Source organism: Tardiphaga sp. 862_B3_N4_1, assembly GCF_051811085.1.
Taxonomy (GTDB): Bacteria; Pseudomonadota; Alphaproteobacteria; order Rhizobiales; family Xanthobacteraceae; genus Tardiphaga; species Tardiphaga robiniae.
The window spans coordinates 1,992,884-2,009,951 of sequence record NZ_JBPWQB010000001.1 but is presented as its reverse complement, the minus strand read 5'-3'; the positions used below and the strand labels follow the sequence as shown (position 1 = coordinate 2,009,951).

Here is a 17,068-nt window from a genome sequence, read left to right as displayed (position 1 = left end):
CGCGCTATCCCCACGGTCATTCCGGCTTCGCCGAGACGTTGCCCTTGTAGTCGACGCTGACATGGACCTTCTTGGATCCGCTCATCGCAGTGCCGCGCCAGATCCCCTGGCTGTCGTTCACCAGCGGCGACACGTCGACATAGCCTTGTGACTCCAACGACTTGCGAGCCTGACCTTCAGTGAAACTATTGGCGCCGGGAAGTGGCGGCGTTTCTGTTGTCGGCTGCGAATTCGTCGACTTCGTCACCGTGGGATTCTGCATCGCCGGATTTGGCTGCGCGCCTGCCGGCGCGAGCGCCATCCAGATGCCGCAGGCGGCAACTCCCGATCGCCAACCGATGCGCATGATGTCTCCCGGCAGGCCTGAACGCCCGCTCAACAAAGCAGCAGCGGGCCGGAAAGTTCCATCTGCCGTTAATGCCTCGCGGTAGCGCCGGAAACCGCTTCAATCCGCCCCGCCCCAGCCGGTTGCGACCCGGCTTTTGCCACTTTATGATGCGCCTCCTATTTGGCGACGCCCTCCGGCCCCATGGGCTGCTGGTGCGAGCCGATTCCCCTCCTGACAGATAAGAAGACCCTATGCTTCGAGGAATGCGCAAAGCCTCATCCAACTGGATTGGCAAGACGATTATGGCCGTCGTGATGGGCGTGCTGATTGTCAGCTTCGGCATCTGGGGCATCGCCGACGCGTTCAAGGGCTATGGACAGTCCAAGCTCGCCACCATCGGCTCGACCGAGATCACGACCGAGCAGTTCCGCCAGCTCTATAACGACAAGCTGCAGCAGATCGGCCGCCAGTTCGGCCGCCCGCTGACCTCGGATCAGGCCCGTGCTTTCGGCCTCGACCGCCAGGTCCTGCAGCAGGTCGTCGCCGAAGCGGCCCTGGATGAAGACGCGCGTCGCAAGGGTCTCGGTGTCGGCGACGCCGAGGTGATGCGGCAGATCATTGCGGACCCGAACTTCCAGAGCCCGACCGGCGGCTTCGATGCGCCGCGCTTCCAGCAGCTGATCCGCTCGCTGGGCTTCACCGAACAGCGCTACATCGCCGAACAGCGCAAGGTGTCGCTGCGCCGCCAGATCGCCGGCACCGTCACGTCAGGCGTCGAGCCACCGAAGACGATGATCGAGGCGCTGAGCCGCTATCAGAACGAGACCCGCACCATCGATTACGTGAAGCTCGATGCTGCACAGGCCGGGACCATTGAGGCGCCCTCGCCCGAAGCCCTCGCCGCCTATTTCGACGAGCGCAAGACCCAGTTCCGCGCCCCCGAATATCGCAAGATTGCCTTCCTCGCTTTGACGCCCGACGAGATGGCGAAGTGGTCGACGGTGTCGGACGACGACGCTAGGAAGGTGTTCGAGGAGCGCAAGGACAAGCTCTCCACGCCGGAACAGCGCCAGATCTCGCAGATCGTCTTCCCGAACGTGGCGGACGCTGAAGCCGGCCGCGCCAAGTTGAACGATACGTTCAAGTTCGAGGACCTCGCCAAGGAACGCGGGCTGTCCGCCTCCGACATCGATCTCGGCATGGTTGCCAAAGCGGGCATTATCGATCCTTCCGTCGCCAATGCTGCCTTCTCGCTGGCACCGGATGGCATCAGCCAGCCGATCACCGGACGGTTCGGCGTGACGCTGGTCAAGGTCGGCAAGGTTCAGGCCGGCACGACGCCGAGCTATGACAGCGTTGCCGCCAACCTGAAGCGCGATATTGCCATCGAGCGCGCCCGTGCCGTCGTGTCCGACATGCACAACAAGATCGAAGACGAACGCGGTGGCGGAGCCAATGTCGTCGATACCGCCAAGAAGCTCGGCCTCACCGCCGTCACCATCGAGGCCGTCGATCGCTCCGGCCGTACGCCGGACGGCCAGCCCGTTGCCGGCCTGCCGACGGGTGTGGACGTCGTGACCCAGGCCTTCAACAGCGATGTCGGCGTCGACAACGACGCATTGCAGGCCGGCGGCGGTTACATCTGGTACGACGTGCTCGGCGTCACGCCGGCGCGCGACCGTACGCTCGACGAAGTGAAGCCGCAGGTCGAGGCACGTTGGCGCGAAGAGCAGATCACCACGCGTCTGCGCGACAAGGCTGTCGACATGGCGAAGAAGCTCGAAAGCGGTGCCAAGCTCGCCGACGAAGCCGCGGCAGCCGGACTCAAGGTCGTGACCTCCGCGCCATTCAAGCGCGACGCGAGCGATCCGGCTCTCTCGGCCGGCGTCATCCAGTCTGTGTTCCGCGGCGTCAAGGATTCGGCCGGACAGGCCCAGGGCGCCACGCCGTCGGAATGGATCGTCTACCGGATCACCGATGTCACTGCACCCGCGGTCGACATGGCTTCCGAAGACGCCAAGAAGCTGAAGGAGACATTGCAGCGCGGGCTGACCGATGAACAGGTCGCACAGTATGTCACCAGGCTCGAGACGCAGATCGGCACCAAGATCAACGCGGAAGCCCTTGCGATCGCCACCGGCGCCGCGAACAGCAACACCAATTAGGAAACCCACGTCGTCATTGCGGGCGCAGCGAAGCCATCCAGAAGCAACAAGCAAAGGCTGGATGGCTTCGTCGCAGATGTCGCCTGCAATGCGATGTGCATCACTCTGAAAGCATCCGATGGACAATCTCAGGGCAATCATTGCCAAGGTCGCGACCGGCGCCTCCCTCTCGCGTGAGGAAGCCTCGGCGGCCTTCGACAGCATGATGTCGGGCGAAGCCACGCCTTCGCAAATGGGCGGCCTGTTGATGGCGCTGCGCGTGCGCGGCGAGACCGTGGACGAGATCACCGGCGCGGTTGAGGTGATGCGCGCCAAGATGCTGCGGGTCGACGCACCGGCCGGCGCTGTCGATGTGGTCGGTACCGGCGGCGACGGCTCCGGTTCCGTGAACGTCTCGACCTGTGCGTCGTTCATCGTCGCCGGCTGTGGCGTACCGGTTGCCAAGCACGGCAATCGTGCGCTGTCGTCACGCTCTGGCGCGGCAGACGTGCTGGCGGCCCTCGGCGTCAAGATCGACCTCACGCCCGACGATGTCAGCCGCTGCCTGAAGGAGACCGGCATCGGCTTCATGTTCGCGCCCGCGCATCATCCGGCCATGAAGAATGTCGGCCCGACCCGCGTCGAGCTCGCCACCCGCACCATCTTCAACCTACTTGGGCCACTGTCCAATCCCGCCGGCGTCACCCGGCAGATGGTCGGCGTTTTCTCGCGGCAATGGGTGCTTCCGCTGGCACAGGTGCTGAAGAATCTCGGCTCCGAATCCGCCTGGGTCGTGCACGGCTCCGATGGCCTCGATGAGATCACCCTCACCGGCCCGACCTTCGTGGCAGCGCTGGAAAACGGCAATATCCGCAGCTTCGAGATTTCACCCGAGGATGCGGGCCTGCCGCGCACCGGTCCGGATTCCCTGAAGGGCGGCGACGCCCAGGAGAACGCCGCCTCACTGCAGGCCGTGCTCGATGGCAAGCCGAGTGCCTTCCGTGACGTCGCGCTGCTCAATGCTGCCGCGGCGCTGATCGTGGCCGGCAAGGTCAAGGACGTGAAGGAAGGCGTGGCACTCGGTCAGAAGTCGCTCGACAGCGGCGCAGCGCTGGAGAAGCTGAAGCGACTGGTCGCCGTCTCCAACGCAAACCTGTGAGACGACGATGTCCGACATCCTGACCAAGATCGAAGCTTACAAGCGCGAAGAAATCGCGGCGGCGAAACGCGCCCATCCCATCGCTTCCATCGAAGCGCTGGCCAAGGCTGCGCCGGCGCCGCGCGGCTTCATGACCGCGATCCACAAAAAGCTCGACAAGAACGAGTTCGCGCTGATCGCCGAAATCAAGAAGGCCTCGCCGTCCAAAGGGCTCATTCGCGAGGACTTCGATCCGCCGACGCTGGCCAAGGCCTATGAAGCCGGCGGCGCCGCGTGTCTCTCCGTCCTGACCGATACGCCGTCGTTTGAAGGGCATCTCGACTTCATGGTCGCGGCGCGCGCCGCGACCAAACTGCCGGTGCTGCGCAAGGACTTCATGTTCGACACCTATCAGGTGGTCGAGGCCCGCGCCCATGGCGCCGATTGCATCCTGATCATCATGGCTGCACTCGACGATGCGCAGGCGCGTGACATCGAAGACGCCGCCATCGACCACGGCATGGATGTGCTGATCGAAATCCACGACCAGCCGGAGCTGGAACGCGCGCTGAACCTGCGCTCGCCGATGGTCGGCATCAACAACCGCAATCTGCGCACCTTCGAGACCACGCTGACCGCCAGCGAAACGCTGGCGCCGATGATCCCCCGGGATCGTCTCAAGGTCGGCGAAAGCGGCATCTTCACGCCAGACGACCTCGCACGCCTCGAGCGCGTCGGCATCTCCACCTTCCTGGTCGGGGAAAGCCTGATGCGGCAGGCGGACGTGACGGCTGCAACGCAAACGCTGCTCAAGCGCGCGAACGGAACGCATTGATCATGTCCGGCAAGACGAAAAAATCGAAGCAGGCCCCGGCCCTCACCCACATCGATTCCTCGGGCGAGGCCCGCATGGTCGATGTGTCGGAGAAACCGGCGACCGAACGCATCGCGGTTGCCGAAGGTCTGGTGATCATGAGCAAGGCGACGCTCGACATGATCGTCTCCGGCAATGCCAAGAAGGGCGATGTGCTCGGCACGGCGCGTATCGCCGGCATCATGGCGGCAAAGCGCACATCGGATCTGATCCCGCTGTGCCATCCGCTGGCGCTATCCAAAGTCACGCTGGACATCACGCCCGACAAGAAACTGCCGGGCTGCCGCGTACGTGCATCAGTCAAGGTCACGGGCCCCACGGGCGTCGAGATGGAAGCGCTGACGGCCGTCTCCGTCGCATGCCTGACAATCTACGACATGATCAAGGCCGTCGAGCGCGGTGTCCGCATCGAGGGCATCCACCTCGTCGAGAAAAAGGGTGGCAAGTCCGGGCACTATCTGGTGACGGACAACGCCGCCGACTGATTGCGATCAGGCGCTCTTGTGCGCCTGCGGTACATTCGATGGCATTCGGAAGATGCTGTCAGGCTCGACCCGAAACTCATCCAGCGAGCGCCCCGCGGTGAGCTGAAACACCAGCCAGCGCGGACGCAGACCTCTGCCCGACCAGATCTGCGACGGCTGCTCCGGATTGCGATAGACCGGACCGGCCTTCGGCCGCAATGCTGCGACAGCACGCCTCGATGAGGTTGAGAACTGCTCGAGATCGCGCAGACGCTCGTCGAGTTCCTGTCGCTGCTCAGCCATCTTCGCGGCGAGCACGACGCGCAACTTCTCATGAAGGTCCCAGAGCGCGTCCACCGACATCACTGTGAAATCGTGATCCTGCGCCATCATCGATCCCTCATGTTCTTGTTTACAAACAATAACCGGGACCGCGCGCGACATGGGGGGTGTTTGGCGGCGGTCCCGGGCCACATCAAGCAACCAACCGGACGGATGAGACATCCAGGCTGGTGCTCGTGGCGGGATCAGCACTACCAAGCAGGGCGAGGCCAAGTGTGAATGCGCACTACTTAGTTACGCGCGCGCATTGTAAGTTTTGCGGTAACCTGAATAGGGGCGGATTTCAGCAATCGCTGTCATCACGGTGCTCGCGCACGAGACGCTGCCGGCTGCGCTGCGGCTTCATCTCACTGACGATCCACGGCCCGATCTGCGCATCGAGATGACGCTCATATCGTTTGACCAGCAACCACGCAGCAGGCGGCAGCAGCAAGACCATCCATCCAACCATAATCGACATTCCAAATCCTTTAAATCAAAGGGGTTCGATGTCATTAGGTACGTGGAATAGCCTTTTAGGTTTGAAATAGCCCGCATGTATTTTCTGCGGAGCAGCAAGTTACCTACCAATCCGCCAACTCCCGCAACTGGACCCACATCGATACCGGGAACGACTGATGTTGCCGGTATCGATGCGCGATAGGCTACTTGATCATCGGACAACCACCCTCGGCCATCGGCCGGAACGCCTTTTCGGCTGGGATCGTCGAGAGCAGCTTGTAATAGTCATACGGCCCCTTCGACTCTGCCGGCTTCTTGATCTCGAACAGATAGATCGGATGAATGACACGGCCATCGGCGCGGATCGTGACCTCACCGAACAGCTTGTCCTTGCCCTTGAAGGTCTTCATCTGCGGTACGACGACACTGGCATCGTCGCTGCCCTTGGCGGCCACGGCATTGAGATAGGCCAGCGTGGAGGCATAAACGCCCGCCTGATTGGCGCTCGGCATCTTGCTGTTCATGCCCGGCCGCGCCGCAAAGCGTTTGCCAAAGGCGCGGGTGTCATCATCCATGTCCCAGTAGAAGGATTCCGTCAGCAGCAGACCCTGCGCGGTCTTCAGGCCCATGCCGTGAACGTCATTGATGAAGATCAGGAACGCGACCAGCTTCTGCGGGCCGTCCTGCATGCCGAACTCCCCGGCCTGCTTCACCGCATTGATGGCATCGGCGCCGGCATTAGCCAGGCCGATCACCTTGGCCTTGGAGCTCTGCGCTTGCAGCAATAGCGAGGCGAAATCGGAGGTGCCGAGCGGGTGCTTCGATGACCCCAGCACCTTGCCGCCGTTCTTCGTGATATAATTGGTGGCTTCGGCTTCGATGCCCTGCCCCAGCGCGTAATTCACCGTGAGAAAGTACCAGTCGTCGCCGCCCCGCTGCATCATCGCTGCCGCGGTGGTGTTGCCGGTGGCCCATGCGTCGTTGACCCACTGGATGGTGTTCGGCGAACAGTCCTTGCCGGTCAGGTCCGAGGTCGCTGTCGACGAGGCCAGGAACGTCATCTTGGTGTTGCGGGCGATATTGTTGATGGCGAGACCCACCGATGAATTCGGCACGTCGACGATGGCATCGACCTTTTCGACATCGAGCCATTTGCGCGCGATGGCGGAGCCGACATCCGCCTTGTTCTGATGGTCGGCATAGACGATCTCGACCTTGATGTTCTTGCCGCCGCCGTTGAAATCCTCGGCCGCCATCCGCGCGGCTTCCACCGAGCCCATGCCGTTGGTATCCTGAAACACGCCGGAAATATCGTTGAGCACGCCGACCCGCACCACATCGTCGGACACCTGCGCCTGCACTGCCGTCGCCATCACGCAGGATGCCGCAGCAGCCAAAACTGTCTTGAAGCCCTTCATTGTCGTCTCTCCCCTCTACCTTGATTGCGCGGGTCCGGACGTTGCCGGTCGCGGTCTTGCTTGCGAGTTATACCTGTCGCTCCGGCAGCCGGAGCACGAGGCCATCGAGCGCCTCGGTGATCTTGATCTGGCACGACAGCCGGCTGTTCGGCAGCCGCTCGCTGGCGACACCTTCCAGCAACTCATCCTCGTCGGCACCGACTGCGCCAACTTTGCCCAGCCAGTTGTCGTCGACATAGACGTGGCAGGTGGCGCAGACCGCGCCGCCGCCGCATTCGCCCGTAATGCCGTCGATGCCATGCAGCAGCGCCGTATACATGGCGCTATCGCCATCATTGGCGCGGACTGTCTCGGCACGGGTGTCGTGATGAATGAACGTAATGCTCGGCATAGGATCCTCAGGCAGGCGTGAAGGTAATCGGCAGGCTCTCCAGCCCGCGCAGCGTGTTGTTGTAGCGGCGCTTGACCTCGCCGGTGATCTCGATCGATGCGACCTTGCGCGCCAATGCGGACAGCATCACCTCACCCTCCAGACGTGCCACGAGCTGGCCGACGCACATGTGGATGCCGGAGCCGAATCCGACATGGCCGGACGTCTTGCGGGTGATGTCGTAGCGTTCGGGATCGGCCCAGCGGCGCGGATCGCGGTTGGCGGCGGCCAGGAACATCAGCACCTTCTCGCCCTCACCGACACGACATCCACTGATCTCGACGTCGCGCGTCGTGGTGCGGAAGAAGGTCTGCACGGGGCTTTCGTAACGCACGGCCTCCTCGAAAGCATTGCGCGCCAGCGACAGGTCGCTGCGCAGCCGCGCGAATTCTTGCGGGTAGCGCGCCAGGCAATAAACGGCAGCGCCGATACCGTTCACCGTCGTGTCCAGCCCTGCCGACAGCAATGAGCGCACCAGCAGCGGCGCCTCGTCGGCGGTGATGTCGCCGGTGTCGACCCGCGCATGGATGCAGGCGCCGAAACCGCCGGGCGCGAGATTGTCGCGCTGGCATTGCGCAGCGACATAGGCCTGATGCGGCGCAGAGCGTTCGATGGCGTCCTGGCGCAGCTGGTTCGGCGGACCGAAAGCATTGAAGACAAGACCGGCATAAGGCAGCAGGTTTTCGCGGCCCTCCTTCTGCAGTCCCATCGCATCGGGGAACACCGAGAGTGGATAGGCTTCGGCAAGATCCGCGACCGCGTCGAAACTGCGCCGCTCCAGCAGTTCGTCGACCTTGGCATCGGCGGCCGCGGCAAAGCCATCACGCAGTTGCTTCATCACCGCGGGCGACAGCACTTTATTGAGCACGGCGCGCGTGCGCGTATGCGCCGGCGGGTCGGCTTCGAGGATGAGGCTCTGCGGGCGCCACGGCTTCTCCCTGGCAAAGTCGCTGAGGCCCACGCCGCGGCTCGAGCAGAACGTCGCGGGATCGTTCAGGACTGCATGAACTTCGGCATAGCGCGCGACCGCGTAGACGTTCCATTTGTCGAGATACACCACGGGCCCGGCTTCACGCAGCACCTCGTGGGTGGGGTGAGGATCGGCAAAGAAGTCCATAGCGAAGGGATCGACGTCGAGGTGGACGACGGGCTGAGACGATAAGTCGTTCGGCAGGGCTCCGCCGAAGGACAGCACCGGCGGGGTGTGGGGCGATGCCGTCGTGACCGTGGCAACCATGTGAATCTCCCATATTTTCTTGTTGGCAATTGCGGCTGCGTGTCTCTATTCCTCAGGACCACGTGATCTCGCCGATTTCGACGACGTCACGCTGGCAGGCAGGATCGTGGTGCATGAGCAAGAATGGATCGGGAAAAACGGTTCGAAAGCCCGCCAAGGCGAAAGCGACAAAGGTCAATGTCAGGACTGTCGCCGCGAGAGCGCCAGCTTCCAAAGGCGGGCAGTTGCTCGATCTCGAGCGCTATGTGCCGGCCTTCATCACCTTCATTGCGAACAAGCTGTCGCGCAACGCGACCGCGCTCTATCAGAAGCGCTTTGGCGTGAATGTCACCGAGTGGCGCATCATGTCGCTGCTGGCCATCGAGCCCGGCATTCCCGCCTCGCGCATCTGCCACGTCATCGGCTTCGACAAGGGACCGGTCAGCCGCACGCTTGCCATGCTGGAAGAGCGCGGCCTGGTCGCCATCAACGCCGACCCGGACGACGCACGCACCCATTCGATTACGCTGACCACGAAGGGTCGCACGACCCATGACGCCGTCATCGTGACCGCGCTGGAACGCGAGCGAAAGCTGCTGTCCTGTCTGGATGAAAGCGAACGCGAAGTGCTGATCGACTTGCTGCGACGCATTCACGGCAATCTCGGCGCGGTAACCGGCTAGACCACCACGCGTTACTCGCGCGTCATCAATCGCCGTCCCGCACAAGCGGTCCACCATCGTTTCTCTCCCTGCAGGGCCCGGCAGTTGACTGCTCTAAGTAGCGCCCTCTTTGGAAAGGCTCTCACGAATTAGTTGCCTAGGCAACAGAAATATCGGGGCGGTTTGTCACGCGGAGGCAAGGATTTTCTGCCACCATCCGCTAACCTGCGCCGCACATGTTCAATCGTTGAGCCAAAAGATACAGATGACGATGTCGCTTACGCCAAATTCCGCAGACGCCCTGCTGTTTGATCTCGGCCGCGTCGTGCTGGATATCGATTTCACGCGCGTGCTGAAGGTCTGGTCGGACTACGCGCAGTGTACACCGGACGACATCGTGAGCCGGTTTGCGCGCGGCGACGTCTATATGCGACACGAGCGCGGCGAGATTTCCGACGACGCATTCTTTGCGCATCTGCACGACACGCTCGGTATCGATCTGACGCCGGCACAATTTCTCGAAGGCTGGAATGCGATCTTCGTCGGGGAGATGCCGGGCATCGCCGAACTCCTCGCGCATGCCTCGAAGCGCTGGCCGCTCTACGCGTTCTCAAACACCAATGTCGCGCATGTCACGCATTTCTCGGAACACCATGCCGATCTGCTCAGTCACTTCCGCACGGTGTTTCTGTCGTCCTCGATCGGGCTTCGCAAGCCCGATGCAAAATCCTATGAGCACGTCATCGCGGAAATCGGCATCCCCGCCGACCGCATCGTGTTCTTCGACGATCTTGCCGACAATATCGAGGCCGCCCGTGCTTGCGGATTGCAGGCCGTTCACGTCACCTCGCCGACATCGGTCGCCGAGGCGCTCAAGGCACTCGGGCTTTAGGTCCGCGAGATGCGCTGGAAGGCGATGCTGGTGAGGACGCCGAGCAGTGCCCAGAACAGCAGGCTGGTCAGGACCGCTGCAACGACGAAACTGTGCGACAGGGCTTCCGGGACATCCGTATGGCCAGCGGGCGCCAGCGGGGCTCCGATCAGATGCGGCAGGATGATCAGGCCAAGGCCGAGAATGGCGGCCCATGACGCCTTGCGGAAGACCAGCAGGCCGAGCCCCGCCGCGGTGGCGCAGGCAGTGCCGATCCACCAGGTCTGGCGCAGTGTGAGGTCGGCTACAGGCATTCCAGGCAGCTCCGGCGGCAGGCCGAGGCCGGGCGCCGCCGTGAAGACGACGAAACCGCCGAGACCCCAGAACAGCCCTTCCCGCCAGCTCACGGCCCGGCCACGCAGCGCGAAGATGCCGGCCAGTAGCAACGCGAAGCCGATGGCAGTCAGGATATTGGCGCCGGTGGTGAAGGCATTGCGCTGCAAGCCCTCGGCAGGCTCCCATTCAGCCTCATGGCTATGGGCGGCGGCGCCATGGTCGTGCGTATGGGCGGGCTGGGCAGCAGCCGTCGGCGCAACAGCGGCCGGAGCTTCCGCCTTGCGCTCATAAACTTCGCTTTTCTGGATCAGGGGAATGGTCCCGACCATCTGGGCGCCGGTGATGGCAGCGCCAGAGATCACGCCAGCCAGCGCTGCCGAGAAGACGATCGACCTGAAGACGGACATGTCTCAGTGGCAGGGGAATGCGTTGGCGTGGCGCGTGTCGTGGGCCGCATTATGGACCGCGCTGATATGCGAGAAACCGACCACCCCGACGATAAACAGACCGAGCGCCATGGCCAGAACGGCCTGCACGACGACATTAACGTCAGTGGTGACGGCGGAGATCTGGGCGGTCTGGGTCTGTTGCATCGGAATCCTCGCGAAATAGAGGGCCAATTTAGCCGAGTTGCTCCGGCGGCGCGACCGTTAATTTTACATCGCGCGGGCGAGATCGCGGCTGGTCAGATGAAAGTTCGCATCTGCCGCTACCGACGCACGCACGAGCTTGGCGCTAGCCGCCGCCTGGAACACCGCTCTGTGGTCTTGAAAATAGGCCGCGCAGTCCTCCGGCGACGGGTAGCGCCGGAGCAGCGTCCGGAACGCATGACGGTGCACCATGCATAGCCCGCGATGGCCGGACGGCCGGAACGCCAGCGCATCCACATCCGCCCGCCAGATAGGCGCTTCATCGGCGGTTGCGGCGTGGTTGTCGGTCATGATCGCCGATGTCTACCGTGTTTCCCTGCCCTGCCAAAGCGCCGGTGGTTTTGCGTCCGCTCCCGCTCTCCGCTATGACGGGCGCCCACACTGCCGGAGATCCCCGCGATGGCCCTGATGCCGGTTACCGATGCCATGGCCGCGATTCTCGCGGGCGCCGATGCGCTGCCTGAGGAGATGGTGCCGCTGGAAGACGCGTTCCACCGCGTGCTCGCCCGCGACATCGCTTCGCTGCGCACCCAGCCACCGGAGCCCATGTCAGCGATGGACGGTTATGCTGTGCGCGCCGCCGATGCGACGTTGGGCGCCAAGCTCCGCGTCATCGGCGAGATCGCCGCAGGCAAGCCATTCGACCGCCCGCTGCAGACCGGCGAAGCCCTGCGAATCTTCACCGGCGGCGTTTTGCCCGCTGGCGCCGACGCCGTGGTAATCCAGGAAGATACTACGCGCGATAGCGATATCGTCGGGATCAACGAGGCCGCGATTTCCGGCAAGCATATCCGCCCGGCCGGCGTCGATTTCAATGAAGGCGATGTACTGCTGCGCGCCGGCACCCGCCTCACCGACCGCGATCTGGCGCTTGCCGCCGGCATGAACCATCCGTCACTGCCCGTGCGGCGACGGCCGGTCGTTGCCGTGCTCGCCACCGGCGACGAACTGGTCATGCCCGGCGCGGTCCCCGGCCCCGGCCAGATCGTGCTCTCCAATGGCTTCGCGCTGCGTGCACTGGCCCGTGCCGAAGGCGCCGAGGTGATCGATCTCGGCATCGCCGTCGACACGTTGGAGGCGACCACATCGGCCATTCAGCGCGCGATCGATCTGAAGGCGGACGTGCTGATCACCACCGGCGGCGCGTCGGTCGGCGACCACGACCTCGTGCAGCAATCCCTGATCAATGCCGGCGTCGAGATGGCGTTCTGGCGCATCGCCATGCGGCCCGGCAAGCCGATGATGCACGGACGCCGCCAGGGCATGCGCGTGATCGGCCTGCCCGGCAATCCCGTCTCGTCCTATGTCTGCGGCTTCCTGTTCATGGTGCCGCTGCTGCGCGCGCTATCCGGCCGAATCGAGGTCGCTCACGCGCTCGAACCCGCGGTGCTTGGCCGCGACCTCGCCGCCAACGACCAGCGCGAGGACTATCTGCGCACGCGTCTGGAAACCCGCGCCGACGGCACCGTGGTGGCGACGCCGGTGATGAAACAGGACTCGTCGCTGCTGGGAAATCTGGCTGTTGCCGAAGGACTTCTGATCCGCAAGCCATTCGCTCCCGCCGCCGCCGCTGGCGATTCCTGCGCGATCATGCGACTGCCTGTTTAAAGGCCGAGATGCGCGATGGGATGCCGGGCCACCGGAACTTCCGCCGCGCGGCATGTTCTCTGAGCTTTTTTCTGACTGAGATACCTTAACGCGGCTTCAGTCACTGAATTGTCACGTAACGCAGCGAGACATCGCTGCGAAACAAGATCGGTGCACAAATGGACTATTTCAAACGCTTCAATTTCCTGTTTGCGATGCCAACATTCGACGCCGACGATCTCGAGGGCATTCGCCTCAATCAGATCGTCGATGAGATCGAGCGTTCCGGCTTCGAGGTCGTCAAGGCGCGCAAGCTCGAAGACGCCACGATCGCGGTCCAGACCGACGCGGCGATCGGCTGCATGGTGGTCGACTGGGGCAAGAAGGGCCTCGAAGGCAAGACCGCGGCGCTGATCAACCTGATGCGCAAACGGGGCCTCGATTTCCCCATCATCCTGCTGATCCGTCGCAAGCGGTTTGAAGACGTCCCGGTCGAGGTGCTCGATTTCATCGACGGCTATGTCTTCCTGTCGGAGGAAACACCGCCGTTCATCGCCAAGAATCTCATCAGCCGGTTGAAGCAATATGCCGAGACGCTGAAGACGCCGTTCTTCGGCGCTTTGGTCGACTATGCCGAGGAAGGCAACCAGCTCTGGACCTGCCCGGGCCACAATGGCGGCGTGTTCTACAGCCGCAGCCCGATCGGCCGGGTGTTCATGGAACATCTCGGCGAAGCCGTGTTTCGCGACGACCTCGACAATTCCGTGCTCGATCTCGGCGATCTGCTGACTCATGAGGGCCCTGCGCTGCAGGCGCAGAAGGAAGCCGCGCAGATTTTTGGCGCGGAGAAAACCTATTTCGTGCTCAACGGCACCTCGACCTCCAACAAGGTCGCGCTATCGGCTCTGGTCACCGATGGCGATCTGGTGCTGTTCGATCGCAACAACCACAAGGCGGCCCTGCACGGCGCATTGATGATTTCAGGCGGTGTGCCGATCTATGTGCCAACGACGCGCAATCCCTGGGGCCTGATCGGCCCGATGAACTGGGATGCGCTCGACGAGGACGCGCTGCGCGAGCGCATCCGTATCAATCCGCTGGTCACGGATCCCGAGGCCTGGAAGCGTCCACGCCCGTTCCGCGTCGCCGTGGTCGAACAGTGCACCTATGACGGCACCATCTACAGCGCCGAGATGATCATCGCGCGCATCGGCCATCTCTGCGATTACATCCTGTTCGACGAAGCCTGGGCGGGTTTCATGAAATTCCACCCGCTTTATGCCGGCCGGTTCGCCATGGGACTCAAGGACCTTGGCCCGGATTCGCCGGGTATCATCGCGACGCAGTCGACCCACAAGCAGCTCGCGAGCTTCTCGCAGGCGTCGCAGATCCACATGAAGGATCGTCATATCCGCGGCCAGAAACGCCGCGTCGAGCATCGGCGCTTCAACGAAAGCTTCATGCAGCACGCCTCGACCTCGCCGTTCTATCCGCTGTTCGCATCATTGGATGTCGGCGCGCAGATGATGAAGGGCCGCTCGGGCGAAGTGTTGTGGGACGACACGATCCGCCTCGGCATCGAACTGCGCAAGAAGATGCGCGCTGTGCGCCGCGAATTCGAGGAGAAGGAAACCCGCGCCGAGCGTCGCTGGTTCTTCGAACCCTTCGTGCCCGAGCGCGTCGCGATTCCCGACGCAGCCAGCGAAGGTGCTGTTCACAATGTGCCCTGGGAAAGCATCGGCACTGACCAGCTGGCCACCAATCCGGCTTATTGGCAGCTCGCGCCGGACGCCGCCTGGCATGGCTTCCCCGGCATGGAAGCCGGTTTCACCATGACCGATCCCAACAAGCTGACGGTGCTGACACCCGGCTTCGACCGCACCACCGGCGGCTATGCGGAACACGGCATCCCCGCGCCCGTGGTGGCGCAGTTCCTGCGCGAGAACCGCATCGTGCCGGAGAAAAACGACCTTAACTCGCTGCTCTTCCTGCTGACGCCCGGCGTGGAAGCCAGCAAGGCCGGCACGCTGATATCGGGCCTCGTCGCCTTCAAGAAGCTTCATGACGACAACGCCCTGCTCGAAGACGTCATCCCGGAATTCGCACGGCGCAGGCCCGCGCGTTACGCGGGCATACGCCTGAGGGATCTATGCGGCGACATGCACCGGTTCTTCCGCGAGGCCAATGTGAGCGAACTTCAGACCAGGCAATTCTCCGCTGACCATCTGCCGGAGATTGCCATGTCACCCCATGATGCCGCGCGCTGTCTGGTGCGCAACGACGTCGATTACCTCCCGATCGATGAGATCTTCGGGCGCGTCGCGACGACGCCGTTCGTGGTCTACCCGCCCGGCATCGCCACGATCGTCCCCGGAGAACGGCTCACCGAACGGTCAAAGCCGATGATCGATTATCTCAGGATGTTCGAGACCTGCTTCAACACCTTCCCGGGCTTCGACGTCGAAATCCAGGGCATCTACCGCAAGGTCGACGCCAATGGCCGGATCCGACTTTACACTTACGTGGTCTCCGAATAGGGAGCACGTAAGGAGCCTGATTTGCCAACGGAACTCGAACAGCCGGTCGTCATCCGACCATCACGCGACACCGACGTCGATGCCATGCTGGCGATCTATCGCCGGCACATCCGGCAAGGCGTCGAGGAAGGCGTCAGCGACGCCGACACGCCGCAGCCCGACGATCTCAGAGACCGGCGCAAGAACCTGCGCAGCAAACGGTTCCCGCATCTCGTCGCCACGCAAGGCGGCGAGGTCGTCGGCTACGCCTATGTGGTGCTGTTTCGGAAGCGACCGGCCTATCGCTACACGGTCAAGCATTCGATCTATATCCACCACGGACATGTCGGCCGGGGCATCGGCCGGCTGTTGATGCGCGAGTTGATCGATGTCTGCGCGGCGGCCGGCTTCCGGCAGATCATCGGCTATATCGATGCCGACAACACGGCCTCGCTCGGCTTGCATGAGAGCTTCGGCTTTGCCCGCGTCGGCTTGCTGCCCGGCGTCGCCTATCGCTCCGGCCGCTGGGCCGACACGATCATGGTTCAGCGCTCGCTGGCGACCGGCTCCACGACTCCGCCGCCGCCCATTGGGCGCGTGACGTCCGCGTAGCCCAAGCGACCGCGGAAGCATTTTCCATGTCCGTCGAGGATCGACGACTGGTGAGGAACAGCCTCCTCAAACCTCACTCAACGTGCGTTCTGTTGACGGCAAATTAAGCATTGCAGAACACATATGGAACATATAGTGTTCGTTCATGATTTGTTTCGAGATTCTGTGGCTTTGAGTAGTTTGAGAGTGCCCGAACTCGCGCAACCGATCTTCGAACGATCGTCTCAGGATTGAGACTCACCGTTCGAAGGCCCTTTGAAACGCACGCGGCGGCCGACACCGTCAACTGAGGATGGCTTCAGATGCTCACGCGCAAACAATACGAACTCCTGCGATTCATCGATCAACGGCTGAAGGAAGCCGGCGTCCCGCCGTCCTTCGACGAGATGAAGGATGCGCTCGACCTGCGCTCGAAGTCCGGCATCCATCGTCTGATCACGGCGCTGGAAGAACGCGGCTTCATACGCCGTCTGCCCAACCGCGCCCGTGCCATCGAAGTCATCAAGCTGCCAGAGCTCGGCGCGCCGGTCACCGGCGGCACCGGGCGCCGCGGCTTCACGCCCAGCGTCATCGAAGGCACGCTTGGCAAGGTGCGTTCGGCCGCCAGCATCGCCAGCAACAGCGGCGATGATGACAATGGCCGCACGGTTGCCATCCCGGTCATGGGCCGGATCGCGGCAGGTACGCCGATCGAGGCGCTGCAGACCCGCAGCCACACCATCAGCATGCCCGCCGACATGCTCGGCTCCGGCGAACATTACGCGCTCGAAGTGCGCGGCGATTCCATGCAGGACGCCGGCATTCTCGATGGCGACACGGTGCTGATCCAGCGCAACGAAAGCGCCGACACCGGCGACATCGTGGTGGCCCTGATTGACGACGAGGAAGCCACGTTGAAGCGCTTCCGCCGCCGCGGCGCGTCGATCGCGCTAGAGCCAGCGAACGACGCTTACGAAGTTCGCATCCTGCCGCCTAACCGGGTGCGCATTCAGGGCAAGCTGATCGGCCTGTATCGCCGCTACTGAGATTTGCGCCTCGG

At 63.1% G+C, this 17,068-nt stretch carries 19 protein-coding genes; 10 read left to right on the top strand and 9 right to left on the bottom strand.

Annotated elements, in window-relative coordinates:
• Positions 1-16: 16 nt before the first annotated feature.
• A complete protein-coding gene (locus AB8B02_RS09375) occupies positions 17-346 on the bottom strand; it encodes a hypothetical protein (protein ID WP_439063777.1) in 330 nt (109 codons plus the stop codon).
• A 233-nt stretch (positions 347-579) separates the two neighbouring features.
• Here AB8B02_RS09375 and AB8B02_RS09370 point away from each other — a divergent pair, with 233 nt between their 5' ends.
• From AB8B02_RS09370 to moaC, 4 genes are all read left to right on the top strand, one after another.
• Positions 580-2,493 carry a peptidylprolyl isomerase gene (locus AB8B02_RS09370; RefSeq protein ID WP_231080797.1) on the top strand — a complete coding sequence of 638 codons (1,914 nt, stop codon included), beginning with the start codon at positions 580-582 and terminating at the stop codon, positions 2,491-2,493.
• A gap of 118 nt (positions 2,494-2,611) precedes the next feature.
• The gene (gene trpD, locus AB8B02_RS09365; protein WP_089264520.1) at positions 2,612-3,631 is read left to right on the top strand and encodes an anthranilate phosphoribosyltransferase; all 1,020 of its coding nucleotides are present in this window, start codon (positions 2,612-2,614) and stop codon (positions 3,629-3,631) included.
• Between the two features lie 7 nt (positions 3,632-3,638).
• Positions 3,639-4,445 carry an indole-3-glycerol phosphate synthase TrpC gene (gene trpC, locus AB8B02_RS09360; RefSeq protein ID WP_175367073.1) on the top strand — a complete coding sequence of 269 codons (807 nt, stop codon included), beginning with the start codon at positions 3,639-3,641 and terminating at the stop codon, positions 4,443-4,445.
• 2 nt (positions 4,446-4,447) lie between these two features.
• Positions 4,448-4,969 (top strand): cyclic pyranopterin monophosphate synthase MoaC, encoded by a 522-nt coding sequence (moaC, locus tag AB8B02_RS09355; protein WP_175367074.1) that lies wholly within the window; start codon positions 4,448-4,450, stop codon positions 4,967-4,969.
• 6 nt (positions 4,970-4,975) lie between these two features.
• On the opposite strand, the gene AB8B02_RS09350 is transcribed toward moaC, so the two are convergent.
• The 5 genes from AB8B02_RS09350 to AB8B02_RS09330 all read right to left on the bottom strand — a co-directional run bounded on the left by AB8B02_RS09350 (position 4,976) and on the right by AB8B02_RS09330 (position 8,696).
• Positions 4,976-5,341 (bottom strand): H-NS histone family protein, encoded by a 366-nt coding sequence (locus AB8B02_RS09350; RefSeq protein WP_309944031.1) that lies wholly within the window; start codon positions 5,339-5,341, stop codon positions 4,976-4,978.
• A gap of 232 nt (positions 5,342-5,573) precedes the next feature.
• Positions 5,574-5,750, bottom strand: coding sequence for a hypothetical protein (locus AB8B02_RS09345; RefSeq protein ID WP_231080800.1), 177 nt, complete (start codon positions 5,748-5,750; stop codon positions 5,574-5,576).
• A 184-nt stretch (positions 5,751-5,934) separates the two neighbouring features.
• Positions 5,935-7,149 (bottom strand): ABC transporter substrate-binding protein, encoded by a 1,215-nt coding sequence (locus tag AB8B02_RS09340; protein ID WP_439063776.1) that lies wholly within the window; start codon positions 7,147-7,149, stop codon positions 5,935-5,937.
• Positions 7,150-7,216: 67 nt separating this feature from the next.
• Entirely contained in the window at positions 7,217-7,540 is a 324-nt protein-coding gene (locus AB8B02_RS09335) for a 2Fe-2S iron-sulfur cluster-binding protein (RefSeq protein WP_231080802.1), read from the bottom strand.
• A gap of 7 nt (positions 7,541-7,547) precedes the next feature.
• Positions 7,548-8,696, bottom strand: a complete 1,149-nt coding sequence (locus tag AB8B02_RS09330; protein ID WP_439064618.1) for a cytochrome P450 — start codon at positions 8,694-8,696, stop codon at positions 7,548-7,550.
• Positions 8,697-8,929: 233 nt separating this feature from the next.
• Here AB8B02_RS09330 and AB8B02_RS09325 point away from each other — a divergent pair, with 233 nt between their 5' ends.
• Positions 8,930-9,478 carry a MarR family winged helix-turn-helix transcriptional regulator gene (locus tag AB8B02_RS09325; protein WP_439063775.1) on the top strand — a complete coding sequence of 183 codons (549 nt, stop codon included), beginning with the start codon at positions 8,930-8,932 and terminating at the stop codon, positions 9,476-9,478.
• Positions 9,479-9,722: 244 nt separating this feature from the next.
• On the top strand, positions 9,723-10,349 hold the full coding sequence (locus AB8B02_RS09320; protein ID WP_439063774.1) for an HAD-IA family hydrolase: 627 nt from the start codon (positions 9,723-9,725) through the stop codon (positions 10,347-10,349).
• Here the strand turns inward: AB8B02_RS09320 and AB8B02_RS09315 are convergent.
• From AB8B02_RS09315 to AB8B02_RS09305, 3 genes are all read right to left on the bottom strand, one after another.
• Positions 10,346-11,071 (bottom strand): CbtA family protein, encoded by a 726-nt coding sequence (locus AB8B02_RS09315; RefSeq protein WP_439063773.1) that lies wholly within the window; start codon positions 11,069-11,071, stop codon positions 10,346-10,348. The two genes, AB8B02_RS09320 and AB8B02_RS09315, sit on opposite strands and share 4 nt — an antisense overlap.
• A 3-nt stretch (positions 11,072-11,074) precedes the next feature.
• A complete protein-coding gene (locus AB8B02_RS09310) occupies positions 11,075-11,257 on the bottom strand; it encodes a CbtB domain-containing protein (protein ID WP_089264725.1) in 183 nt (60 codons plus the stop codon).
• Between the two features lie 63 nt (positions 11,258-11,320).
• A complete protein-coding gene (locus AB8B02_RS09305) occupies positions 11,321-11,605 on the bottom strand; it encodes a hypothetical protein (RefSeq protein WP_439063772.1) in 285 nt (94 codons plus the stop codon).
• 108 nt (positions 11,606-11,713) lie between these two features.
• On the opposite strand from AB8B02_RS09305, the gene AB8B02_RS09300 reads away from it, so the two are divergent.
• The 4 genes from AB8B02_RS09300 to lexA all read left to right on the top strand — a co-directional run bounded on the left by AB8B02_RS09300 (position 11,714) and on the right by lexA (position 17,054).
• Positions 11,714-12,922, top strand: coding sequence for a molybdopterin molybdotransferase MoeA (locus AB8B02_RS09300; RefSeq protein WP_120289987.1), 1,209 nt, complete (start codon positions 11,714-11,716; stop codon positions 12,920-12,922).
• A gap of 158 nt (positions 12,923-13,080) precedes the next feature.
• Positions 13,081-15,438, top strand: a complete 2,358-nt coding sequence (locus AB8B02_RS09295) for an Orn/Lys/Arg decarboxylase N-terminal domain-containing protein (protein WP_320444004.1) — start codon at positions 13,081-13,083, stop codon at positions 15,436-15,438.
• 21 nt (positions 15,439-15,459) lie between these two features.
• Positions 15,460-16,029 (top strand): GNAT family N-acetyltransferase, encoded by a 570-nt coding sequence (locus tag AB8B02_RS09290; RefSeq protein WP_256461303.1) that lies wholly within the window; start codon positions 15,460-15,462, stop codon positions 16,027-16,029.
• Positions 16,030-16,331: 302 nt separating this feature from the next.
• Complete coding sequence (gene lexA / locus AB8B02_RS09285; protein ID WP_068730850.1) at positions 16,332-17,054, top strand: transcriptional repressor LexA; 723 nt, start codon at positions 16,332-16,334, stop codon at positions 17,052-17,054.
• Positions 17,055-17,068: the final 14 nt, after the last annotated feature.